Source organism: Hyphomonas sp. TMED31 (genome assembly GCF_002172815.1).
Classification (GTDB): domain Bacteria; phylum Pseudomonadota; class Alphaproteobacteria; order Caulobacterales; family Hyphomonadaceae; genus Hyphomonas; species Hyphomonas atlantica.
Genome location: NZ_NHCK01000012.1, coordinates 1 through 22,909, shown reverse-complemented (window position 1 = coordinate 22,909; position 22,909 = coordinate 1). Strand labels below are relative to the sequence as shown.

The 22,909-nt window shown below is 60.3% G+C and carries 17 protein-coding genes and 1 pseudogene; 8 read left to right on the top strand and 10 right to left on the bottom strand.

The window, feature by feature from the left end:
• The 4 genes from CBB91_RS01605 to CBB91_RS01590 form a co-directional block, all read right to left on the bottom strand.
• Positions 1 to 756 (bottom strand): phage major capsid protein (locus CBB91_RS01605; protein WP_273011401.1); only part of this gene is annotated, 756 nt, incomplete at its 3' end.
• A 38-nt stretch (positions 757 to 794) separates the two neighbouring features.
• The gene (locus CBB91_RS01600; protein WP_273011405.1) at positions 795 to 1,331 is read right to left on the bottom strand and encodes an HK97 family phage prohead protease; all 537 of its coding nucleotides are present in this window, start codon (positions 1,329 to 1,331) and stop codon (positions 795 to 797) included.
• A gap of 4 nt (positions 1,332 to 1,335) precedes the next feature.
• The gene (locus CBB91_RS01595; RefSeq protein ID WP_035549945.1) at positions 1,336 to 1,566 is read right to left on the bottom strand and encodes a hypothetical protein; all 231 of its coding nucleotides are present in this window, start codon (positions 1,564 to 1,566) and stop codon (positions 1,336 to 1,338) included.
• Positions 1,563 to 2,690 carry a phage portal protein gene (locus tag CBB91_RS01590; protein ID WP_273011398.1) on the bottom strand — a complete coding sequence of 376 codons (1,128 nt, stop codon included), beginning with the start codon at positions 2,688 to 2,690 and terminating at the stop codon, positions 1,563 to 1,565. The genes CBB91_RS01595 and CBB91_RS01590 overlap by 4 nt, the downstream gene beginning before the upstream one ends.
• Positions 2,691 to 2,908: 218 nt before the next feature.
• Between CBB91_RS01590 and CBB91_RS01585 the strand changes: the two genes are divergently transcribed.
• Genes CBB91_RS01585 through CBB91_RS01575 form a run of 3 tightly spaced genes read left to right on the top strand, consistent with a single transcriptional unit; the run spans position 2,909 to position 4,611 of the window.
• A complete protein-coding gene (locus CBB91_RS01585; RefSeq protein WP_051602556.1) occupies positions 2,909 to 3,793 on the top strand; it encodes an AAA family ATPase in 885 nt (294 codons plus the stop codon).
• Complete coding sequence (locus CBB91_RS01580; RefSeq protein WP_035549950.1) at positions 3,790 to 4,242, top strand: hypothetical protein; 453 nt, start codon at positions 3,790 to 3,792, stop codon at positions 4,240 to 4,242. The genes CBB91_RS01585 and CBB91_RS01580 overlap by 4 nt, the downstream gene beginning before the upstream one ends.
• 3 nt (positions 4,243 to 4,245) lie before the next feature.
• Positions 4,246 to 4,611, top strand: a complete 366-nt coding sequence (locus tag CBB91_RS01575; RefSeq protein WP_273011395.1) for a DUF559 domain-containing protein — start codon at positions 4,246 to 4,248, stop codon at positions 4,609 to 4,611.
• Positions 4,612 to 4,752: 141 nt separating this feature from the next.
• On the opposite strand, the gene CBB91_RS01570 is transcribed toward CBB91_RS01575, so the two are convergent.
• Positions 4,753 to 5,823 carry a terminase family protein gene (locus tag CBB91_RS01570; RefSeq protein WP_273011403.1) on the bottom strand — a complete coding sequence of 357 codons (1,071 nt, stop codon included), beginning with the start codon at positions 5,821 to 5,823 and terminating at the stop codon, positions 4,753 to 4,755.
• A gap of 535 nt (positions 5,824 to 6,358) precedes the next feature.
• Positions 6,359 to 6,493, bottom strand: a pseudogene (locus tag CBB91_RS01565) (helix-turn-helix domain-containing protein); the annotation flags it as partial.
• A 303-nt stretch (positions 6,494 to 6,796) separates the two neighbouring features.
• On the opposite strand from CBB91_RS01565, the gene CBB91_RS01560 reads away from it, so the two are divergent.
• Positions 6,797 to 9,583, top strand: coding sequence for a TonB-dependent receptor (locus CBB91_RS01560; RefSeq protein ID WP_273011393.1), 2,787 nt, complete (start codon positions 6,797 to 6,799; stop codon positions 9,581 to 9,583).
• Positions 9,584 to 10,575: 992 nt separating this feature from the next.
• On the top strand, positions 10,576 to 11,607 hold the full coding sequence (locus tag CBB91_RS01555) for a phytase (RefSeq protein ID WP_273011391.1): 1,032 nt from the start codon (positions 10,576 to 10,578) through the stop codon (positions 11,605 to 11,607).
• Positions 11,608 to 11,685: 78 nt separating this feature from the next.
• Here the strand turns inward: CBB91_RS01555 and CBB91_RS01550 are convergent, their stop codons facing one another.
• The 4 genes from CBB91_RS01550 to CBB91_RS01535 all read right to left on the bottom strand — a co-directional run bounded on the left by CBB91_RS01550 (position 11,686) and on the right by CBB91_RS01535 (position 14,597).
• Positions 11,686 to 12,414, bottom strand: coding sequence for an SDR family NAD(P)-dependent oxidoreductase (locus tag CBB91_RS01550; protein ID WP_273011389.1), 729 nt, complete (start codon positions 12,412 to 12,414; stop codon positions 11,686 to 11,688).
• A 112-nt stretch (positions 12,415 to 12,526) separates the two neighbouring features.
• Entirely contained in the window at positions 12,527 to 12,988 is a 462-nt protein-coding gene (locus CBB91_RS01545) for a nuclear transport factor 2 family protein (protein ID WP_035549969.1), read from the bottom strand.
• A gap of 74 nt (positions 12,989 to 13,062) precedes the next feature.
• On the bottom strand, positions 13,063 to 13,548 hold the full coding sequence (locus CBB91_RS01540; RefSeq protein ID WP_035549972.1) for a YHS domain-containing (seleno)protein: 486 nt from the start codon (positions 13,546 to 13,548) through the stop codon (positions 13,063 to 13,065).
• A gap of 227 nt (positions 13,549 to 13,775) precedes the next feature.
• Positions 13,776 to 14,597 (bottom strand): cysteine hydrolase, encoded by an 822-nt coding sequence (locus tag CBB91_RS01535; protein ID WP_273011385.1) that lies wholly within the window; start codon positions 14,595 to 14,597, stop codon positions 13,776 to 13,778.
• Between the two features lie 225 nt (positions 14,598 to 14,822).
• Between CBB91_RS01535 and CBB91_RS01530 the strand changes: the two genes are divergently transcribed.
• From CBB91_RS01530 to CBB91_RS01520, 3 genes are all read left to right on the top strand, one after another.
• Positions 14,823 to 15,833, top strand: coding sequence for an AraC family transcriptional regulator (locus CBB91_RS01530; RefSeq protein ID WP_273011382.1), 1,011 nt, complete (start codon positions 14,823 to 14,825; stop codon positions 15,831 to 15,833).
• A gap of 1,014 nt (positions 15,834 to 16,847) precedes the next feature.
• A complete protein-coding gene (locus CBB91_RS01525; protein WP_273011379.1) occupies positions 16,848 to 17,360 on the top strand; it encodes a hypothetical protein in 513 nt (170 codons plus the stop codon).
• Positions 17,361 to 17,455: 95 nt separating this feature from the next.
• A complete protein-coding gene (locus CBB91_RS01520) occupies positions 17,456 to 18,208 on the top strand; it encodes a fimbria/pilus periplasmic chaperone (RefSeq protein WP_273011376.1) in 753 nt (250 codons plus the stop codon).
• Positions 18,209 to 22,909 lie beyond the last annotated feature (4,701 nt).

Sequence of the window (22,909 nt, the reverse complement as noted above, 5' to 3'; positions counted from 1 at the left end):
GGAGCCGATCTTGCCCCATTCATGGCTCGCCTCGGCGACGATGTCATAGTCCAGAAAGCCCTTCGGCTTGCCGTCGCCATCCCCGCTGACAAAGGCGGCGGATTCCTGCGCCGCAAAGGCGGCCTCCACTTCATCGGCCAGCCAGGCATCAATGTCGGCATAGGAATCTTCCAGCAAGGTCTGCGTCGCCGCCGGCATGGCGTACAGCTCGCCTGCCGGGAATTCCAGCAGGGACAGGCCCGAATGCGTGGTCTGCGTCCGCGTCGCCTGTTCGCCCACCCAGTTCGCCGCCGCGCCAAGGCCAACCGGCTTCTTGTAGGTGCCCGCGCTGGTCTGGCGCACGGTCGCAATCTGGCGCATCGGGCTTGCCGCCATCAGGCGCGACTCGATCAGCCGGTCCAGCTCCGGCGGCGCGATATAGCCGCCCTGCTCGTCCGTACCCGTGTTCAGCGCCTTCACGTCCAGACGCGCCAGCCCGCTTTCATCGCCCGCGCGCAGGTATCGCGTCCAGGCCTGATTGCGGGCATCCTCGTCCGCCGTCTTTACAGCGCCGGCTTCGGGCCGCGCCATTTTCAGGCTCAGCGCCTCAAGGCGGCGGTCGATGCGGGCCAGACGTTCATCTGTCAGCGGATCACTGTCGCCCTTGGCTTCGATCTCGGCCAGCCGGGCATCATTCGCCTCCGTATAGGCGGCAAACACCGCCATCAACTCGGCGGTATCGGCCCCGCCGCCCGCCATCTTGGTTTCCTTGGTCATGCGTTCTCCATTCCTCTCAAATCCATAATCCTTCGGCCTCACGCCGCTTTCCCTTCGGTGCCCAGCAGGGCAAAGCGCGCACGGGCCTGCATCGGGCTGGTCACGAGGGAGACCTCCACAAGATCCACCCCCACCAGTTCGCGCCCGTCCGGCCGCCGCGCATTCCAGATGCGGGGCCGGAACCCGATGGAGAGCCCGCTCAGCCCCTGCGCCACCAGCGACCGCGCCGCGACGCCCTCCACCAGGCCGCGCACATACAGGCCCCGTCCATCCTCGATCATCCGTACCCAGCGCCCGGCAATCGCGCCGGGCCGGTGCTGTAACAGCATGGGCAGGCCCGTCCCGCGCTGCAGGCTGCGGGCAAACGCCCCCGCCCGCACAACATCCCCACTCGCATCCGGTATTCCGAAGAGAGAGGCGTAACCTTCGATGAGGAGTGGCGAGTCCGCTGGACCCCCACCTGTCCTCCCCCTTGCAGGGGGAGGAACGCAGACAGAAATTGCCTTGCTTGAGGGTCGTTCTCCCCCTTGAAAAGGGGGAGTTAGAGGGGGATCAGCCGGACTCTCCGCTCTCATCAAACTACTCATCCCCGCCCTCCAGTCTCCGCTCAATCCGGTCCAGCTGGCTCTCCATCCGGTCGACGCCCTCTTCGAGGCGGGCGAGACGCTCCACCACGCTGCGCCGTTCCCGGACGGTATCTTCCAGGGAAGAAATTCGCTCCGCGGCTGCGCCCGCCCAGACCAGCGCGCCGCCGGTTTGCGCCAGCACGGCCGCGATGAAGGCGATGGTCACTTTCCGGTCGATCTTCATGGCTGCAGCCCCGCCAGGCGGCGTTTCTCTTCGCCCGTCGCAAAGCTCGCCCCTTCCAGCCGCGCCCACAGCGCGTCGCGTTCTGCCGACAGGGCGGGCACACGGTCGAGGTCTGGCCGCACGGTCACTTCGGTCTGGAATGGGTCGTCCAGCCAGACCGACAGGGACGCCGCCATCTTCTGCACCAGCGGCAGGATGGTCAGCCGCCAGAAAGCGAGATTGGCCTCTTTATAGTTTGAATACGTATTATCCCCCGGAATGCCGAGCAGCATGGGCGGCACACCCAGCGCCAGCGCAATCTCCCGCGCGGCGCTGTGGCGCGCCTCCAGGAAATCCATCTCCGCCGGGGATAGCGACATGGGCCGCCAGTCGAGCCCGCCTTCCAGCAGCAAGGGGCGCCCCGCATTGGCCGCGCCGGAATACATGCCCTCCAGCTCGTCCTTCAGCGCGTCATACTGGTCCGGCGGCATCCGCCCATGCCCGCCATAGACCAGCGCGCCGGACGGTTTTGCGGAGTTGTCAATCAGAGCCTTGGCCCAGTCCGCGCTCGCATTGTGCAGGTCCAGCGCCCGCCGCGCCGCGCCCAGCGGGGCCAGCCCCATTACATCGCTGACCGGGTTGAACAGTTTCAGGTGCAGCACCGGGCTCCAGCCAGTCTCGCCATCGCGCCGGATCAGCCGCTCGCCATGACGCTCGCGCACGGCCCACGCCTCGACCCAGCCGCGCGCATCGCTGACCGGGCGCATCATGGCCGGGTTCAGCGCGTAGAGCGCAGAGATGCCTGCCTCGCCCGATAGCTGCACCCCCTCCAGGAAGGCGTTGCCGGTCAGCTGCAATTGCGAATAGGCCGCCTCGAACAGATCCGCCGCCACGCCGTCCGGCTGGGGCCTGCGGATCAGGCGGGCTGCGCCCTCATGATCGGTGACCAGCGGCACGGACGCCGCCGCCTCTGCCACCATGCGCACTGCGCGATAGGCGATTGCATTGGCAAGATAGCCATCCCGCGTCAGCGCCGCGCCCTCCCGGCTGCCCCATCGGGCCTCGCCCAGTTGGGACAGCGCCACGAGGGATGGCGAAGATTTCGCCTCGCTTGGGCGACGGGTGAACGGCCAGATTGGGTTCATGTTGGGGCTCGGCTCCGTTTCCTTTGATGAGCAGAAATTAAATGCCGCCGGTCCCCATCGGATTGGGCAAGGAAAAGTGCCGGAAAATCAGCCCGCTAGCGCCGAAAAGCTGAGGGTTAACCGAACACTACACCCCTAATTTCCTGCGGCCGGGCCATAGCCATGCAGGCGCAAATCTGCTTTTTCGCCATTCGGTCAGGGTCAAAGGAGCTTACAGAATGTCGGCACGCGTGATTTCCATCGCCAACTCCAAAGGCGGTGTGGGCAAGACCACAACTTGCGTCAGTCTGGCAGAGGCCTTTGCCGCAAATGGCTTCCGCACGCTGGTGGTCGATCTGGACACGCAGGCCAACGCATCGCTGCTGGTCTTCGGCCATGAAGGCGACGAGCATTTGTTCCAGGCCATCAATGATTACGTCACGATTTCCGACTGGCTGCTGGAGAATTTCTTCGCGGGCGAGCACAAGCGCCTGTCAGACTTCATCGTCACCGACGCCTCTGACGTGACCTATAATGGCAAGCCGCTGGAGCTGGACCTGATCCCGTCCTCACCGCGCCTGCGCAAGACAGAGCGCGAGCTGATCTATGAGCTGACCGCCAAGGGCTATTCGATGGAGGCGCTGCAGGGCCAGGTCGGCCGCCGCATGCGCGATGATTTCGAAAAGCTGAAAGCCGATTACGATGTCATCCTGTGTGACTGCCCACCCGGCATTTCCGTGATGACCGAAACCGTGCTGGCCGCCAGCCACCTAATCATCGTGCCAACCATTCCGGACTTCATGTCCACGCTGGGCCTCGACCTGTTCACCGGGGACATCATGCGCAATCTGCGCGGCCGCGACATCGAGAACCTGCCCTGCGTGCTGGCCACCCGGTTTGACGGCTCGGCGCACCAGAAGGTCGTGCTGAACGCCATGCGCGATGCAGCGAATGCCAAGGAAACCGAATTCAACATGTTCAACTCGGTGATCCCGATGAAGCCGGGCTTTGCCACCAACCCAATCGAACTTGGCCCAGAGCCAACCCTTCAGGCGAAATGGCCCGGCGATGCCCTCGGCATCATCGAAGGTCTCCTGAAGGAAGTGCGCGAGAAGATTCAATGACCGACACCCCCGCCCCGTCCAGCGCGAAAGCGCTCGAATCCCTGCTGGCCCAGCGCGAGCGCTTTGCGAAGCTCGGCGAGAAGGATTTCGCTGCCGCAACGGCCCTGCTCGTGAAAAAGCTGATGATCTCCGCGGGTCAGACCACGCAAGACATGAAGGATCTGCGCGAGACGGTCGGCGCGGACCTGTTCGAAACAACGCTGAAATCCCTCACCGCCCACCAGGCCCGCCAGTTGGCGCGCCGCATGGACCGCTCTGTCCCCGATCTCGAAGTCTCCACTGCCGGCGCCGCCTGCGCCTGGATCCGTGGCCTGATGAACGGCACGACACCGCCCCCTGCGGAGAAGACCGAGACGGTCGAGCCTGCCACGGAAGACAAGCCGGACGACACCCCCCCCGCCCCCAAGAACGCCTACTTCGGACGCAAGGCCTTCCGTACGGGGGGGTAGGACATGGCGGAGAAGTTCACGCGTACGCCTGAACAAACTCGCCGCGCCCGCGCGCTTCGCCAGTCCGCTTCGAAAACGGAACAGAAAGTCTGGCTGCTGCTCAGCCGGAAACAAATGGGCGTCTCGTTTCGGCGCCAACATCCGGTCGGTCCTTACTTCCTCGATTATTACTGCCCTGCCCTCAAACTCGCCGTTGAAGTAGATGGTGACTGGCATGACGCCGAACACGACGCCCGCCGCGATGCCTTTCTGGCAGAAAGAGAGATTACGGTGCTCCGCATTCCGGTCTCCTACATTGATGAGTCGCTGGAATCAGTGGGAGAGCAGATCCGGGGTGAGATTGAACGGATGCTGAAGCGCAGAGGATAGTCCGCAAAAATCCCCCTCTAGCTCCCCCTTTGCAAGGGGGAGAACGACCCTCAAGCAAGGCGGCTGCAGTCTGCGTTCCTCCCCCTGGAAGGGGGAGGACAGGTGGGGGTCTGAGCGGACTCATCCTCCCAGCACCAAAAGTCACAAAACCCGCACCCACGGCCCGGCCCTGTCCAGGAGGAGGGCCCAGATGGCCCATACGAGGGCGTCGACGCGGTCGGGTGAGCCGCGAAAACCCTCCGCGCCGAAGCGGCACATCTGGTCTTCCAGTTCGGGCAGCAGGCCGACATGCGCCACCCGTCCCTGTTCGTACAATGTGGCCACTGGCGCGGCGCGCGCCCGCTTTCCCAGCCGGGCATGGACCAGCCGCACCGGCACATCCACGCCCGCGCTTTCCAGAACCTGCCGCACCATCTCCCCGCCCTGATTGGCCTCGGCGATGATCTCCCGCGCGCCGACCTCACGGCTGATGACAACGGCGCGCCGGGCCCAGTCAAGCGGCTTCAGTCCCGGTGCGGATGCATCGGCCAGCACATAGGCCGCGCCATTGCGCACCCCCGCCGCAATGATACCGCAGGCATCAGCGTGCGCACCGCTGGTGGCGGGCGGATCGACGGCCACGATCACATCTTCCAGCATCGGCGGCGTCTCGACCCGTGCATCATCAATCTTCCGTCGGCTGAACANGGCGCCNTCCGGATCCTCCAGCATTTCGCCGTGNATTTCCTGCCGGGCCAGCGCGCTGCCGCCATAGGCCGCCTCCATCGCGGCCACGAAGCCTGCTGAAAGGTTCGCCGCATTCTCTGCCATGCTGGCGCGCCGGATGATCGTGTCCGGCCCGGCCAGCAGCGCCTTGAAGAAGGGCGTCGGCCGGGGCGTGGTTGTCGCCATCACGCGCGGATCAGCGCCCAGCCTCAGCCCCATTTGCAGCGTGTCCCACACCGCCTGCCCGCGCAGCCAGGCGGCAATCTCGTCACACCANGCCACATCGAATTGCGGCCCGCGCAGNCTGTCCGGGTCTTCGGCGGANAAGACATGCGCCTCCGCGCCATTGTCAAAGCTCAGGATCCGGCGGCTGGGCGAATAGGATGGGCGGCGACACTTCAGCGGCTCGATCCATTTCAGGCCGCTCGGCCCGTCGATCATCACTTCGCGCACATCGTGCAAGGCCGGGCCCACCAGCGCCGCGCGGCCACACCCGCCCTGCAGCATTGACCAGCGCAGCCATTCGGCCCCCGCCCGTGTCTTGCCAGCGCCGCGTCCGCCCATGAAGACGAAACTCCGCCAGCCGTCCGGCGGCGGNACCTGTATATCGCGGGCGCTCAGGATCCAGGGATTCTGGCTGACCAGACGTGTCTCTTCCGCGCTCANNAGGTGCATCTGGCNGGACTTGTTGGCCTGCCTCGCCCTTTGTCTGAAACTCTGCTGCATAGGCTGCCAGCCGGCGCCGCTCAGCGGCAGGGGATAATTCGTCTTCGNCGTCGTCGCTGTCTTCGTCGGTTTCGTCCGTGTCGGAATGGCTTTCCTGATTATCACATCCGGCATGCCCGGCATCCTGCTCTCCTCTCCATTTCGCGACCGTCACTTCCAGACGGCGCAATTCCCCGATCAGGCGGGTCAGCACGCCGCAATAGGCCCGTTGCGCCTCCCCGGTCTGGCTTGCGGCGAGTTGTTCGGTGNTNTCATCAATGGCCTCATGCAGGGCGAGGCGCGGGCGCTCCATCCACTCTTCCGGNCCATCAAGGCCGTTGCGCTGGATCAGCTTGTAGACGGTCGCCCGGTGCAGGCCGACGATACCGGCGATCTCGGCGACCGGCTTGCCCANCAGGCGCATCTGGCGAACCTGCCGGATCAGGCGATTGCGATGTGGCGTATCTGACATGGCTTTGGCCTCCTGTTTCCAGAAGGTTGGCACGGCCCCATCCCCGTCGGATTCGAGGTTCCAGAATCATTGATGATTTCGCATGCAACCACTTATGCGACGGGCATCGCGGTTAATTTGTGTTGCAGGAAAAACACGCTGATCTCCCCGTGTCTCNGCGTGTGGCCTTGATTANAGGGATTTCGGGCGTCGTCATCAAAACATAACATAGCTGTCATCCAGCCGTTACCTTCCTGTGGGACGGGGCCGCAGTTTCGAAGCGTAGACTTCTTCATACGGCTTTCCACAGCAAGGATCATTTTGATGACCAAGACCTCCCGCAAACTCTTTATGCTGGGCGCTGCTACCGCAGTCCTCGCCCAGGCTGCAGGCGCTGACGTCCTGACCGGCACCGTCACGGACGCAACCGGCGAAGCGGGCCTTCAAGGCGCCCTCGTCACGATTGAAGAACTGGGCCGCACCACCTCCGCCGANCGCTTCGGCACCTATCGTTTTGCGAACATTCCGGCCGGCGATTACACGCTGAGCGTCTCTTATGTTGGCGCTGATACGGTCACCGACAGCGTGACGGTTTCTGGCGACACCGATTTCAGCATCCGCCTCGGCGGTGACGTGCGCTATCTCGACAACATCCTCGTGGTCGGCTCCTCCGCTGCGCAGGCTGGCGCCATCAACCAGCAGCGCGCCTCTGACGCCCTGATCAGCGTGATCGACTCCGATGGCCTCGGAAACTTCCCGGACACCACCGTGGCAGACTCCCTTGCCCGTGTGGCCGGTCTCTCCATTGAGAACGACCAGGGCGAAGGCCGCTATGTCTCCATCCGCGGCATCAACACAGANCTGATCTCCGCCACCATCAACGGCGTGCGCACCCCTTCCCCGGAAGACCGCCGCGGCGTTCTGCTGGACGGTGTGCCGTCTGACCTTCTGGACGGTATCGAAGTCCAGAAATCCCTGACCCCGGACGTTGACGCCGACACAATCGGCGGTGTCATCAACCTGAAAACCATCTCCGCATTCGACCGCGACGGCCAGTTTGTCCGNGCCAAGGTCGAAGGCTCCTACAACGAGATCGCCGAAGAACTCTCCCCGAAAGCCACGCTGACCTATTCCAACGTGTTNGGTGACAAGCTCGGCATCGCCGCTTCCGTGAACTTCCAGAGCCTCGCCATCGAAGCTCACAACAACGAAGTTGGCGAGTGGGAGTTCGATGACGATCTCGGCGCCTACTATCCGAACGATGATTACGAGATGCGCTGGTATGACCTGACCCGCGAACGCCTCGGCCTCGTCTTCAATGTGGACTATCGCGCCACCGAGAATACCGAACTCTACCTGCGCACCCTGTTCAACCAGTACAAGGATGATGAGGTCCGCAACAAGTTCGAATTCCGCGACCTGGCCGAAGAAGGTGTCAGCGTCGATGGCAACAACTACAATTTCAACTTCGCCGAAGTNGACGCAGAAGTCCGCCAGCGTGAAGAAGAGCGCAAGATCCAGACCTATGCCCTCGGTGGTCAGACCATCGCTGGCGCATGGACCGTGGATTACGAAGTCTCCTACGCCTACGCTGAGGAAGACGATTCCAACAATCACGATGTGGCCTTCCGCTCAGACGACATGGACGGCGATGCGATCATCGTGTGGGACAATTCCACACCTGAGAAACCTCGCCTGACCGGCGCTGGCGTTGATTTCGTCTACGATCCGTCCACCTATGAAATGGATGCGTTCGAGCAGGAATTCACCGTCAACGAAGACACNGAGTGGGCCTACAAGCTCGACCTCGAAAACGAATCCTCCATCGGCAGCACGCCAGTTACCTGGAAGATGGGTGTGAAGGTCCGCGACCGCGAAAAGGTACGCGATCAAAACCTGCTCATCTGGGAACGNGATGATGTCCTGATGTCAGACTACATCACCGACAACAGCCGGATTTCCGGCTGGCGCATGAACAANCCGATGTTCCAGTGGCCAAGCGCCGGACTGACCAACGCCCTGCGCGGCACCTTCACGGATGACGAGCTGGACGAAGACGGCACGAACTTCGACAGCCTGTCCGAAGACTACACGATCGAGGAAATGATCCTNGCCGGGTACGGTATGGGTACGTTCNAGTTCGACAATCTGACCGTGGTTGCCGGTGTCCGCGTCGAAGCTACGGATGTGACTGCCACAGGAAACATCTTCTTCGAGGGAGACGATCCGGANAACGTCGAGATCCGCAAGTACGAGGATGATTACACCCACGTCCTGCCGAGTGTGAACCTGAAGTACAACTTCTCCGAAAACCTCATCGGCCGCGCAGCTTACTANGCCTCCATCGTGCGNCCGGCCTTCGGTGAAATGCGCCCGACCATCGCCCTGAACGATGACCGCGACGAAGCGGAACTCGGCAACCCGGCGCTGGATCCGTATGAAGCGGACAATTTCGATCTCTCGATCGAATACTACCCGACCAAGCTGTCCGTCCTGTCGGCTGGTGTGTTCTACAAGGAAATCTCCAACCCGATCTTCGGCGCAAACTACGACATCGACGATGTTCCGGGGTCGGTTGACCTGTCCCTGCTGCCGGACACGGTTGAAGAAGTCTTCACATATGTGAACGGCGAAAACGCCACCGTGAAAGGTATCGAGCTCAACTATGTCCAGCAGCTCGATTTCATCGGCGACTTCTGGGAAGGCTTCCTGGTCTCCGCAAACGTGACCATCGCCGAATCCGAAGCGTCCGTTCCGGACGAGGAAGATCCGCTGCTGACCCGCGACGTTCCGATGNTGAAGCAGAACGACCTGATCTGGAACGCCTCGATCGGTTANGATCGCGGTCCGTGGGATCTGCGCATCTCGGCCAATTTCCGCGATGATTACCTGGACGAACTGTTTGGTGCCAACATCGACCGGTACACCAGCGATCACCTCAGCGTCGAAGCGTCTGCCAAATATGACGTGAATGACAATCTGCAGGTCTTCGTCGAAGGCAAGAACCTGACCGACGAGCCGGAATACTACTATTTCGGATCCGAAAACCGTCTGTCCCAGTATGACGAGTACGGNGCTCGCTACGTCATCGGTGCTCGCCTGACCTACTAAGGCCAGCGCGCAANCAACGCAAAAACCGGAAGCCGGGCGGATCGCGTTATCCGCCCGGTTTTTCATGCGCGTATAATCAGGCTATACTTTCCCGTCTGGATAGGAGGGACTGATGAAAAGACTGATACCCGCGCTCGCAGCTGCAATCATTCTGTCAGGTTGCGCACTGAAAAAGAAAGAAGGCTTCCAGATTGTGGACCACTCCAACGATCCTGACCTCGTCTGTGAGCGTGTCCCCGTGCCCGGCAAGGTATATCCCGGCAAGATCTGCATGACCGCTGCCCAATGGGAACGGCATAACAGGGCCGGCCAGACTGCGACATCAGATGTTCAACGCGGCGCCCTGCGGACACCTGCCCCCGGCCANGGCACCTGACAGGCGCCTGCAACCGACACGGCAAAGGCACCGCCTGCAATCCGTTGCATTTTCGACAGAAGTGCACGATTGCAACAGAAATGTGCGTTTCTGTCGCTTTCGAATGAAAAAACATGCCCGAGGGGGCGACGTTTCCGGATCCCTCTGCTAGAGCTTTTGCAATTCGCGGGAGAAAAAACTTTATGAGAATTGCACTTATCGCCCTCGCATCGGCCCTTGCCGTGTCCGGTTGCGCACTGAAAAAGAAAGANGGTTATGCTGTTGCAGACGCCTCCAACAACCCGGACCTGATCTGTGAACGTGTGTCCATTCCGGGCAAGATTTACCCCGGCAAGATCTGCATGACCGCTGAACAGTGGGAACGCCACGAGAAAGCTGGCGAGGACGCCACCGGTGATGCACAGCGCCGCGCCCTCAGCACGGGCGACCCCCGCGCCGGCTGATCCTGTTGGCATCAGAACACTTGGAAAAAGCAGGTCTTCGGGCCTGCTTTTTTTGCATCCTGAAGACAATTCGTGGCAGTTATGTGAAACTTCCACGCCGTGACTTGATCTTCCCGTCCCTGCGCGGAATACCGGCGCGAAACGCTTTTAACCGAGCCCCATAAGGAGTGTTCATGAAACGCTATCTCCCCCTTGCCGCCCTNCTTGTNTCTGCCTGCGCAACCGAGCCAGCACAGGACCTCTACGCCATCGAGACCGCGCCGATCCCGGCCGCTGTCGAGACTGCCCCGATGGTGGGCAAAGGCGACAAGGCTGATGATCCGGCCGTGTGGGTCAATCTGGCCAATCCTGCTGCCAGCCTCGTCCTCGGCACCAACAAGGACGCAGGTCTCTACGTCTATAACCTGGCCGGCGAGGAGCTTCAGTTCCTGGATGTTGGCCGCGTGAACAATGTGGACCTGCGNGGCGATCTGGCNGTCGCNTCGAATGACGAGACCAATTCGGTCAGCTGGTTCACCATCGATTCGACCACGAATACGGTCAGNCATATCGGGGACACCCCCACCAACAAGGACGAGCCCTATGGCATCTGCGCCGGTCTCGTCGGCAANACNTATTACGCCATGCCCACCTACAAGGACGGTGTGGCNCAGGTCTGGNCTGTGGCGACCGATGCGATTNGCGACGGNCCAGAGCTGCTCGCCGAAATCCAGGTTGGCCAGTATGGCCAGCTGCAGCTGGAAGGCTGCGTCTTTGACGAAGCCAATGGCCAGGTCTTTGTCGGCGAAGAAGAACATGGCGTTTGGAAGCTGGACCTGAACGACTGGACGGCTGCGCCGGTCAGCGTGGACACGATTGATGCGCGCAACGGCCTTGTGGCTGATGTGGAAGGCATGGACATCTGGGCGGGTGAGAATGGCGAAGGCTATCTCGTTGTCTCGTCGCAGGCCGCAGACCGGTTCGTTGTGTATGATCTGAANGCGCCNCANGCNCCGCGCGGNGTGTTCACTGTCGTCGAAAGTCTCGATGGCGCGATTGACGCCGTCACCCATACGGACGGGCTGGACGTGAATTCAGCGCCACTGCCCGGCTTCCCGAACGGGATTGTCGTGGTTCAGGATGATGGCAATCCGGAATCCGGCGTGGACCAGAACTTCAAACTGGTTGACTGGACGCTGATCAAGATCGCGCTCGGCCTCGAATAGTCGCCANNTGTCGCCAGACAGAAAAGCCCGCTCCTGATATGTCGGGAGCGGGCTTTTTCATGCGCGGAANNACCAANCCTACCAGGTNTCCCCGTANGGCCGNATTTCCTTCTCGAACGTCCAGGCCGTTTCCGGCTGGCGGAAGAGNTCCCAATAGGCGTCGGCAATCGCTTCGGCTGGCATCAGGCCCTGGGGGTCGTCCGGCCCGCCCCGGTCCTTGATGATCTGGCGCACCCAGGCCGTGTCGACACCGGCATCAATCGTCAGGTGCGCCACATGGATGTGCTGGGGCCAGAGCTCCCGCGCCATCGCCTCNGCCACGGCCTTCAGGCCAAACTTGGCAGAGGCNAACGCCGCATAGCCCTTCCCGCCCCGGCGGCTGGCAGTCGCGCCGGTGAAGAAGATCTTGCCCTTGCCACGCGCCAGCATCAGCCGCGCAGATTCCCGGCCCGTCACGAAGCCCGCGAAGCAGGCCATTTCCCAGACCTTGCGAAAGACCCGGTCGGTTGTCTCCAGAATTGGGAAGTTCACATTGGCCCCGACATTGAACACGGTCAGCGCCAGCGGGGCGAGCGCATCCGCTTCGTTCAGGAAGGCCGTCACGTCATCGGGCTCGCGCGCGTCCAGGGACCGGGCAGAGATGCGCCCGCCCGCGGCCTCGATCTGCTCAACGAGCGGTGTCAGCTTTTCGCCGTTTCGCCGCCCAGCCACGATTGTATAGCCTTCGGCGGCAAACTTCTTCGCGATCTCGGCGCCGATATAGTCGCCCGTCCCGACAATGGCGACGGTCTCGTTCCGGTGTTCCATGCACGCTTCTCCCCGGCTGGATGACAGGCGCACACTATTGAGCGTTCTAAATCAGAACTCAATAGGTGAAACAGGCTTTTCNGGGAGAATCCGGAATGAGGCCCGGTCCGGGCTATAGCCCGAAATCACTCAGCCCGGCATGGTCATCCGGGCGGCGGCCGAGCTTCCAGTGAAACTTCCGTTCGGAATTGCCAATCGGCAGATTATTGATGCTGGCGAAGCGCTGGCTCATCAGGCCAGTGTCATCGAACACCCAGTTCTCGTTACCATAGGCACGATACCACTGCCCGGTCCGGTCGTGGAATTCATACGCGTAGCGAACGGCAATCCGGTTTTCGGAGAAGGCAAACAATTCCTTGATCAGACGATAGTTCAGTTCCCGCCGCCACTTCGCGGTGAGGAAGCGGACAATCTCTGCCCGTCCAGTGATGAACAGGTCCCGGTTTCGCCAGGCACTGTTTTCCGAATAGGCCAAGGCGACCTTCTCGGGATCACGGCCATTCCAGCCATCTTCGGCAAGACGCACCTTCTGGGTGGCCGTTTCATGGGTAAAGGGAGGCAATGGGGGACGCATACGGGTCTCCAATAGTTGGAAGCAGGGTCAAGAGCGCAACCGGGCCATTCGGCCCGGCTGCATGGGGTGAGCGATTACAGATCGCCCACAGCCTTGTGCTGGATGGTTGGCCAGGTTCTTTCGGCGCGCTTCAGAATGTTTGCCTTGTCTTTCTTGTACTTCGCGAAGACATCCGCATTCACAAAGAGGTAGAGCTTGCCATCAACGATGTCCGCAAACTGAGGATCACCATCAAATTTCTTGCCGACCGCAACGGCATAGGCGCAGAAGCCGCCATATTGNGGAGCGTAGCGTGCCGGGTCTTTCTTGAACATTTTGGCGGAGTCAGCCGACGCGAAATAGTAAGCCACGCCGTCTTCGACGACCGTGTGGGACGCGTCCCCTTCGGCAACTGCATTGTAGGTGGTCAGTGCGACGGGGTCGAATCCGTGCAGGCCAAGTGGCGCACCTGCCGCTGTGATACCTGTCGAGACGTTGTACTCATCTTCAGCAAGAGCGGGCAGAGAGACGGATGTGGCCGCAACGAGAGCAACGGCGGCGAGAGCAAGTTTACGGGACATTTCGGTATTCCTTGATTGGGGCGCCAGGGCGCGGCGCGAGGGAGAGCGGCCCAAGGGGGNGAGAGATACACGCCTGCAGGCGCGGATTCCGTCTGGCGGCGGGCCTTGAATCATCCGCCAGCGAAAACAGGGTGGGCGCCCGACTGCGAGGTGTGAGAGGCAGGAAACAGTCGGGCGCCATAGGGCCATCCGGGGGTGGGAATGGGCGGGTGCGGATGGCCCAATNCTTATTTCTTGTAGGCGGTNCGGATCGCCTTCACCGTGTTTTCCGTATTGTCGACCTTGCTGGCGATCATCCGGAAATTGGTGAGGGAAGCGTCGTAGCCATTATAGTGCTCGGTGATGGCCCCGGCCGTCGCATCGGTGACAACCATGACCTCAAATCCGGCTTCAATCAGGCTGCGCATATGGGATTCCGTGCACAGATTGGATGACATGCCAGCAAGGATCACCTTGTCGATACCGGCCTTGCGCAACTGGAGCACGAGGTCGTTGCTGTCAGGCCCATAGACCTTGTGCGGACTGGTCACGACGGTCTTGCCGTTCTCGATATAGGGCTTGTATTCTTCCAGCCAGTCAGCGCCCGAGCCTTCGAACCCTTCGAGATCGAGCGCGGAGGGGCGATCAAACATGCCAATGGCGTGCATCAGGGTTTCGAGCGTGCCTTCGAACTGCCATTTGTGGTCATGCTCGAAATAGTAGTGCGGCGAGATGAAGACCGGCATGCCGGTTTCTTCGGCCACCTCAAACAGGTCACCAATGTTCTCGACTGTGCGGTTCTCCGTAATGCTCTGGCCGACAACGCCCCAGGTGACGCCTTCGGGAGACAGAAAGTCATTCTGCGGATCAGTCACGACNATGGCAGTGCCTTCGGTGGTCACCACGAAGCCCGGCATGGGCAGGCCGTCATTGATGGGCGGCANCTTCGCACTGGCAGCGCGGGAGTTCGGCGCATCCGCCTCGGCCGGGATGCCGACGCAGGCAAAGATCGCGGTGGCGGTCACGATGAGTTTCAGGAAGGATTTTGGCGGATAAGGGGAATTCAACATGGCGGATTTCCTCAGAGCGGGTTGAGCGAATAGTGGCGGCGTCAACCCTGTCCGGAGCGTTGCGCCCCCTCCTGAGCTGATCTGTACTCACCCTATGAGGNGGGGCCGGAACGGTATTGACCGGTCGCGACATCCTGTTGACTGGACGCGTCAATCCATCGGGGGCANTATCGGANAGCTTGGTGCGTCGGGGGACGAGCCAGTCAGTTGGGGAGTGCGACGGGCATGGCTTCGGTCTCAACAATATTCGTTTCGAGGATCATTGACCGGGTCAGCGACAGGCTGGACCGGGGCACGCTGTGCCGCGTGGCCGGCATTGATGCGGATTCCCCCGCCCCCTCCCCGGCCATGATCAGCGCGGAGAATTACTACAGCCTTCTGGAAATGATCGCCGAGACGGAAAAGCCGGACATCCGCTTCCTGCTGGGGATCAGCATGTCGGCCACCTGTTCCGATTTCGGCGCGGTGGGNCTGGCCTGGAAATCGGCACCGACGCTGCGCCATTCCTTCCTGCGGATGGATCGGCACGCGCGCGCCTATAATACAGCGTCGACTTTCAAGCTGCACGACAAGGGCGATACATTCTGGTGGACGCATGAGCGCCCGAACATGTCCCGGTTGGGGCTGGACCTTTCCAGCGAAGGGGCGCTGGCCACCTATGTGACGCTGTGCCGGGAGGCGACGGGGCCAAACTCGCGCCCCGGCGCTGTGCAGTTCCGCCATAAGGCGCCTGCCGGGTCTCTGGAGGTGCTGGAGGCGCATTTCCGCTGTCCGATCACATTTGGCGCAGACATCGACGCGCTGATCATTCCGGCCGAGCGCCTCGACAAGCCCAACCTGGTCGGGGATGAGAGCATCTGGCGGTTCCTCAGCTCGCAGGCAGAGGGGATGATACCGGCAGAGTCCGCCGACCGGTCGCTGGACCGGCAAGTCGTGCTTCAGATCGCGGATGTGCTGACCGATGGCATTCCGTCACTTGGGCAGGTGGCGTCTGATCTCGGCATGAGCGCGCGGACGCTGCAAAGNCGGTTATCGGATCAGGGGCTCACCTTCCAGGCGCTGGTCGATCAGGCCCGGCGCGAAAGTGCGGAACGCTTCCTGGCCGCAACCGACTATTCGATCGCGGAAGTCGCCTTCCTGACCGGCTTCTCCGAACAGAGCGCCTTCACCCGGGCGTTCAAACGCTGGGCGGGGCAGACCCCCGGCTCGTACCGGGCGATGACCGCAAGCGCGTGATTTCAGCCAATCGGAGCGAGCGTCAGATCGCATTCGCAAAAGTAGAACCGAGCGATTCGCCTGTCAGGGCGGAGTCGGAACCTGATCGATTCGCATTCCCGATTCGGGCGAACAGGGCACGGAGTGATTCGGCCCGCCCGAAACAATCGTTTGGATTGATAAAGTAATGGCGCTTTGTTTGAGAGATCGCGCTCCGAAAATCTGGTCCGCGCGGCTGCGAATACTATTTTGGGCCTGGTTAATGCATTTTTTACACTTTTTTTGGTGTGCGTCGCAAAAGCTTTACCCTCCCCCAGCGCGCGATTCTTAAGCATAGACTCCCCCCGATACACTTGGCGATCTGGGAGGCTTTTCTCCTGNTCGCTCAGGTTTTGAGCATGAGCCGCCCAATCCCCCGCCACCCCTTGAGTTGCACTGTCACTACTACAGGATGCAAGCAAGAATCCGAAATTCGCGAGGGACAAAAGCAACCAATTTCATTCAAACTTTCGGTTAAGTTTATGGTTCGTCCACGGCGCTTTTGACGTGTTAACCCTCCCACCGAACTCGCCTGAGAGGCGTTATTTTGAACACGCAGCGATTCGCAAAATCAAAATTGGGTCTTGAGCCATCCCCAAAATGGGGGTTAAATCGGGTTAACCTTTGATAGTAGGTAGCTGTCGAAGGGACGTTCGGGGACACGCTTTTCTGCCCGGCTTCACGGGCTGGAGAAATGAGCGGACGGATTGACATAGAATATGCCAAGTCATTGGGAGACGTAGATTAGGGGACATCAGAGCAGCAAAGAATATTGCGAGCACGATTAGTTCGTTACCATCACAAGATTCGAGATCACTTCCGAATTCACACTCAAAATTCGGAGTGTGGTCACGGGACACGTATGCCCCGTGACCTGAGCCGGCGATCACTCGCCAATTCCGCCCACGAAAGTGGGAACCTGCCTTGCCAATAGTGGCTCGGCAGAACGCCTCGGTCATGGCTTGCACCCATGCCGAGAATCAAGAGGGTACCACAATGAAGCGTACACTTACAGCTATTGCAGCAGTCGCCATGTTCGCCGGCGCTGCCGCAGCCCAGGACTCAGAAGAACTGGTCATCAACCTCAGCGGCGAAGTGGCCAGCAACTGTGAACTGATCCCAGAAGGTTCCGCAAACTACACCGTCGACATGCTGGAAACCGACAACCAGGGCTTCCTGGCTATCGCTTACTCCTGCAACTCGCCGTACACGGTCACCCTGCAGTCCGCTAACGGCGGCATGGAGCACCAGGAAAGCTCCGGCGCTGTGAACATCGACTATGACGTCGACACACGTTGGTGGATCTTCCCTACCGGCACATACAACTCCGCAGCTGACCTTTCCGGCGCTGGCGCAGTCATCGTGACCGACAATGACTGGGAAAACATCCTGACGAACGGCGGCACACGCAATGGTAACCTCGACCTGTCCTTCGACTCGCTCGCCGAGTACGCAGTGGCTGGTACCTACGAGGACACGCTGACCATTACGCTGGCAGCCCAGTTCTAATCTGACTTCTCCTTGGTCAGGCGGTGACGGAGAATCCGTGCGCCGCCTGACCCGTTTTTTCTCCCAGTACAGTGATCGCCCACGGAGTTTTCAACATGCTCATCCGACCATTCCTGTCAGCGCTGTTGTTTGCTGTAATTGCATTTGTCCCGGCCGCGGCAGCCTTTGAATTCTCCCCCATCGTCGCGCAGTTCGCGCCCACCGGTTCTGGTTCAGCCAAAACATTCATCGTGCGGAACACGCATCAGGAACCCGTGGCCTTGCAGATCGAGATCTTCAGCCGGTCTGCCGACGAATTCGGCAACGAGACGCGAGAGCCGGAATATGACGACTTCATCGCGACTCCGCCTCAGATGGTGCTGCTTCCAGGACAGAGCCAGTCGATCCGCGTCCAATGGGTCGGCGAAAGCAACCCAACCAAGGAATTGTCTTATCGACTGGTCGTCGAGCAACTTCCCATTCCGTACAAGAAGGAAGGCAACGCGGATGGGGTCGCCGTCGATGTCCAGCTCGGCTTTCGCTATGAAGCCGCATTGTACGTTGTGCCGAGCAGCGGCGAACCCGAAGCTGTGCTGACGAACAGCGAAATCGTGAAGACCGATGATGGAAACACCGTCCTACGCCTGACAATCAAGAATCTCGGCGCTCGCCGCGCCATTCTCCAGCGCCCTGTCCTGTCCTTTACGGCAGGTGGCACGGATTATGAATTGTCTGGTGAGGAGGTTGAGATGGTCAACAATCGCAACATCATTGCCGGCACCCAAGCCGTGATCGACGTGCCTGTCGATTCTTCCCTGGCCGCAGGCCCCGTGTCCGCGACACTGAAGACTGACTATTTCCGCAACTGATGGTCCCGTGTCCCGTGAACCCAACACTCCCCTGACAGATCGAACCACGCACCACACGTGCGCCGATTCCCTTGCCAACCGGGTTCGGAAATATATCTGGCTGGCAAGCTCGGTGCTTGCCATGCAAATCGCCGGGCATCCTGTTCGAGCGCATGCGGATGAACTGAACGATCCGAACAAGGAAGCACCCGCGCTGGATCCCGGAGCGTCCGCAGACGACATCTTCGGCGCCCTGTTCGGTGGCAAACAACAGGCGGCAGCGATTCTGCCATATCCTGTCGTCATCTCCGGTCTGAATCGCGGCGACGTAACAATGACACCCGGCTCAACACCGGAAGAAACGTTCATTGAACGCAAAGCCGTTGTTGACCTGTTGCTGCCGTTTCTGGTCGAAGAGAAACAAGCCGAGCTTCTGCAGACCCTGCCAACCCGCGGACAAATCTCTGCAGCAGATTTGAACAGGCTCGGTTTCGATGCTCATTTCAACCACTTCAACCTGTTTCTCGAAATCAATATTCCGCTCGAAATGCGATCGATCGTGCCTCTGCCCGTTCGGCCCAGCTTTGCCGGAACAAATCTCGACACGGTGGAACAGGCTCGCACGAGCGCCATCGTCAATGCCATCGCCGGCACACAATACATTCACTCCAGCGAATTTGGTCAGACGGGCTTCGCAGCCACCCAGGCAAATGTCGATGTCGCCCTGAATGTGCGCGGATTGGTACTTGAAACCGGCCTGCGCTACAGTGAGACTACGGATTCCGGCGCTGTGCTGAACGACACCCGCGTCACCAAGGATTTCGTAGACCGGCGTGTGCGGCTTGAAGCCGGTGACCTGACCGTCCCCACGACAGGCCTCCAAGGAAATCCTGACCTGCTTGGCCTGGCCGGATTCCGAAATTTCGGGCTTCAGCCCTACAAGGAATACCGGACCAATCCGTCTCAGCGGTTCGAGCTTCAGCGCTCCGCACGCATCAGCGTATACATCAATGGCCAGTTCGTACGGGACTTCCGACTGCAAGCCGGACGCTACAGCCTGACGGATTTGCCGCTTCAAAGCGCGGCTGGGAATGATGTCGTCCTCGAAATCGAGTATGATAGTGGTGATACCGAACGCATCGTCTTCTCGGCGTTCTATGATTTCAGCCTGTTGAAATCGGGCGAGACCGACTTCGGCGTCAGTGTCGGCCCGACATCCGACCTCGTTGACGGGCAACGGGAATACGACTTCGACAACCCTGCCATAAGCGGCTTCTATAACAAGGGCTGGAGCGACCGCCTGACGGCCGGCGTGAACTTTCAGGCTGACACAGAAATCGTGAATGTCGGTGGAGAGGCATTCTACTCCACGGGAATCGGCACATTCGGCATGCTGGCCAGTTTCAGCGATATGGACGCGGGCAGCGGCGCAGCCATCACAGGACTTTATCGCTGGAACGACACCGATTTGAAGCACAAAAACCGGTTCGATTTACAATTCCGCTATCAGGATGAGCANTTCATGACGCTGGGAGGGGCNAACCCTCTTTACAAATATGATCTTTCGGCGCGGGCNTCNCGNTCNCTTACCGACACCGTACGNATGCAGCTCGGNTCACGCTTCACACAGCGNCATGGGTCNAGTGATTTCGAGCAATCCCATTCTGCGAACCTTACGTGGAACACGCGCTACGGCGCCCTCGGAACATCCTTCCGCTATCAGGATTCCCGNACCACTGAAGGTTGGTCTGTAGGCATATCGTTCAATATGCGCCTGGGCGATGGCAATGCGCAGTTCTTCCATGACACGCGCACACCCTCCACACGTATTGGATACAACTCCCGGATTGACCGGAGCGTCGGAAGTTTCGGATGGGATACAACCTATACGCACCAGTCCAATTCAGATGAACTTCGCGCTGGCGCGTCCTATATTGGAAACCGGTTCGAGGCCCGCGCCGAGCAGATCGTGGCGACCGGCCGAACGGATCGCAATTTCGGCGCTGAGAACACAACCGAATTCTCTCTCGGTTCCGCGCTCGTCTATGCAGATGGGAACATGGCGCTGTCTCGCCCGGTCTATGACAGCTTTGCCATCGTCACGAAGTCGAAGGCAGTAAAAGGCTTTGATATTGCGGTCGATCCGCAAGGGTCCCTGTTCGATACACACCCCTCCTACGCATCGNACTCATCTCCTCTCGGCCCGGCTGTCGTGCCGGATCTCAATTCCTATTACCTACGCACGGTCGAGGTAGAGGCACCGGACGCACCAGCCGGAACGTCCCTGGGCGGACAGGTNTTCAACTTCATTCCGGGCTATCGNTCCGGTCACGTNGTCNAGGTGGGGGACAGCCGGAACGTTGCAGTCATGTCTGTTCTTGTCGANCAGAATGGAGAGCCGATTCCGTTCGCGGCAGGCTATGCGATCACCAGTGACGGCGAGCGCCAGCAAATGTTCACCAATCGCGGCGGTCGTTTCTATATTGACGGTCTGAAGCACGGTGAGACGGTCAAGATGGAATTCGACTCACCAGAAGGCGCGACCGGAACATTCGTGGTTCCAGAAGGCGAAATTGGCGTCATGAGGTTGCCGAANCCNATCCGTATACAGACTCAAGAAGAACAATCGCCTTACAATGTCACCATGCGCATCCACAACTATCAGGGAGGCTGACCCCATGACCCCGAAATTTTTCCCTGTAGCCCTTATCGCCCTCCTCATCGGAGCCTCCCCCGCACTGGCGGACGACCCCCTTGCAGAAGGAACCGGTGGTGAAGCAAACGCCCCCGAATGCGAGCTGCGTATTTCGCCGCCCTCCACACTGACGTATCGCGGACCATTCAGCCGGGGCTATGATACCGGCAGCTCCCACGCGCATGCAGAGCTTGCGTCGGTAAAGGTCCTTCATGACGGTGACACGTGCCAGTATTTTCTCCGTATAGAGCCCGATACCGGCCCCGGTGAAGCACGACTCGTNGCAGCAAACGGACAATTGACCTATCATATCGAGCAGCGGGGTGGTCAGGGCCGCAGCGCCAACAATGTGATTGAATTGCCGGGCTCTTTCTCGCGCAACCAGCCTCAGACAGAAGCCCCCTTCCAGGTCAGCCTCCCCACCGGACAATCCGCCCGGGCTGGAGTTTATTCCGGCCGCATGGCCCTGTCCCTGTATCGTACTGACAATGGCGCCGAAGAATTGGTGGACCAGCAATCCCTATACCTGACGAGCAATGTCGCGCCCAAAGTATCGGCCTCCTTTGGAGACGTGGCGACCGGGAACAATCAATCCGCCGACCTGAACCTCGGCATGATGACCCGGCACCAGAAAGCCTCTCTTGATTTCGCGGTCTCTGCGAACACGGATTACAAGGTGNATCTGGAGTCCCAGAATGCCGGCGCACTCAAGCACGAATTTTCAGACAATGTGCTGGACTATGACATCCGCATTGATGGCCAATTGCTACGCGATTCANATCCGAACTCCGCCACCCTGTTCACCAGCAATGAGAATTCCCGTCACAGGCTGGATTTCGAATTGCGAGACGACCCGACCCTGGGCGTTGCGGGCAAGTATTCCGATCGCCTGACCCTGATCATCAGCGCGCAGTAAAAACTGTTACTCCCCTGTTTTCTCAACCTGCTGTATTCACTACAGAAGACACTGGAGGATCACATTGAGCATACAAGGCACGCTGGACCGTATTCCGTCCATGACACAGGAATCGCGGGACAAAGTCCGCGCCAATGCGGAACGCTGGATCAATGAAGGCACTGACGCGCAACGCGCTGACGCCATCATTGTTCTGAAAGCCCTGGACGACGCGGTTACCGCTGAACACCAGGCGCTCTANGATGAGCTCAAGGGAATGGCCGCAGCCGAGCGGGTGGCCACCGCCTTCACGCGCCAGCCCNTCACAGATACGGAAGTCAAGATCATCGAAGCCTTGCTGGCCAATCCCGGTTCAACATCCCGGGCGCTGAGCGCGGCGTGTGGATGGAAAGCACAAACCTGGCACATGCATTTCGGCACGATGTGCAAAAGCCGCGAAATCTATCTATGGCCGGCCCCGCCCTCTTCCACGCGGCAGGATGAACANATGATGACGGGCATCCTGGCTGACCTCGATGAGAGCAACAATACCTGGACGATGAAACCAGACATCGAAAAGGCGTTCCGCGCGATGGGTCTCGGCGGCAAGACCTGACCGTGCCTGATNGCGTTGCGGAAGGTCTGGACGGGTGCGTGAACCCTGCTAATGTTAGCGCTAACTGCAATCCCGCTGCGCAGCCCGCCAATGGCTGTCAGACGATGGGATTGCCAAAAAAGCTGACATTCNAGAGGGAGTTCAAAGCCCATGAAACCGATCCGCCTGCTCGCCGCCGCCCTTGGCGTTATCGTCTCGACCGGCTGTGTCTCTGCTGCCTTTGCCTGCGACGGNCCGGCCCGCGTGTGCGAGACAGCGTCGGAAACCGGCTTTGACCTNATCCGCGACAACCGCCCNGCGGCCATCCTGATTGATGCGGAGGCCGACCCGGCCGTGCAGCGCGTCGCCGCCAGCTTCCAGCAAGACCTGGCCCGCGTCAGCGGACAGACGCCACAGGTTCTGCGCGATGCCGCGAACGCCACCGGCCCCGTCGTTTTGGTCGGCGTTCTGGGGCAAAGCCCGCTGATTGATGACCTTGTTGCACGCGGAAAACTGGACGTTTCGGACCTGGCGGGG

Coding starts and splice junctions, on each gene's coding strand:
- CBB91_RS01590 (WP_273011398.1), bottom strand. CDS start 2,690: ATGAACCCAATCTGGCCGTTCACCCGTCGCCCAAGCGAGGCGAAATCT.
- CBB91_RS01545 (WP_035549969.1), bottom strand. CDS start 12,988: ATGCGTCCCCCATTGCCTCCCTTTACCCATGAAACGGCCACCCAGAAG.
- CBB91_RS01595 (WP_035549945.1), bottom strand. CDS start 1,566: ATGAAGATCGACCGGAAAGTGACCATCGCCTTCATCGCGGCCGTGCTG.
- CBB91_RS01575 (WP_273011395.1), top strand. CDS start 4,246: ATGGCGGAGAAGTTCACGCGTACGCCTGAACAAACTCGCCGCGCCCGC.
- CBB91_RS01585 (WP_051602556.1), top strand. CDS start 2,909: ATGTCGGCACGCGTGATTTCCATCGCCAACTCCAAAGGCGGTGTGGGC.
- CBB91_RS01520 (WP_273011376.1), top strand. CDS start 17,456: ATGCTCATCCGACCATTCCTGTCAGCGCTGTTGTTTGCTGTAATTGCA.
- CBB91_RS01580 (WP_035549950.1), top strand. CDS start 3,790: ATGACCGACACCCCCGCCCCGTCCAGCGCGAAAGCGCTCGAATCCCTG.
- CBB91_RS01525 (WP_273011379.1), top strand. CDS start 16,848: ATGAAGCGTACACTTACAGCTATTGCAGCAGTCGCCATGTTCGCCGGC.
- CBB91_RS01600 (WP_273011405.1), bottom strand. CDS start 1,331: ATGAGAGCGGAGAGTCCGGCTGATCCCCCTCTAACTCCCCCTTTTCAA.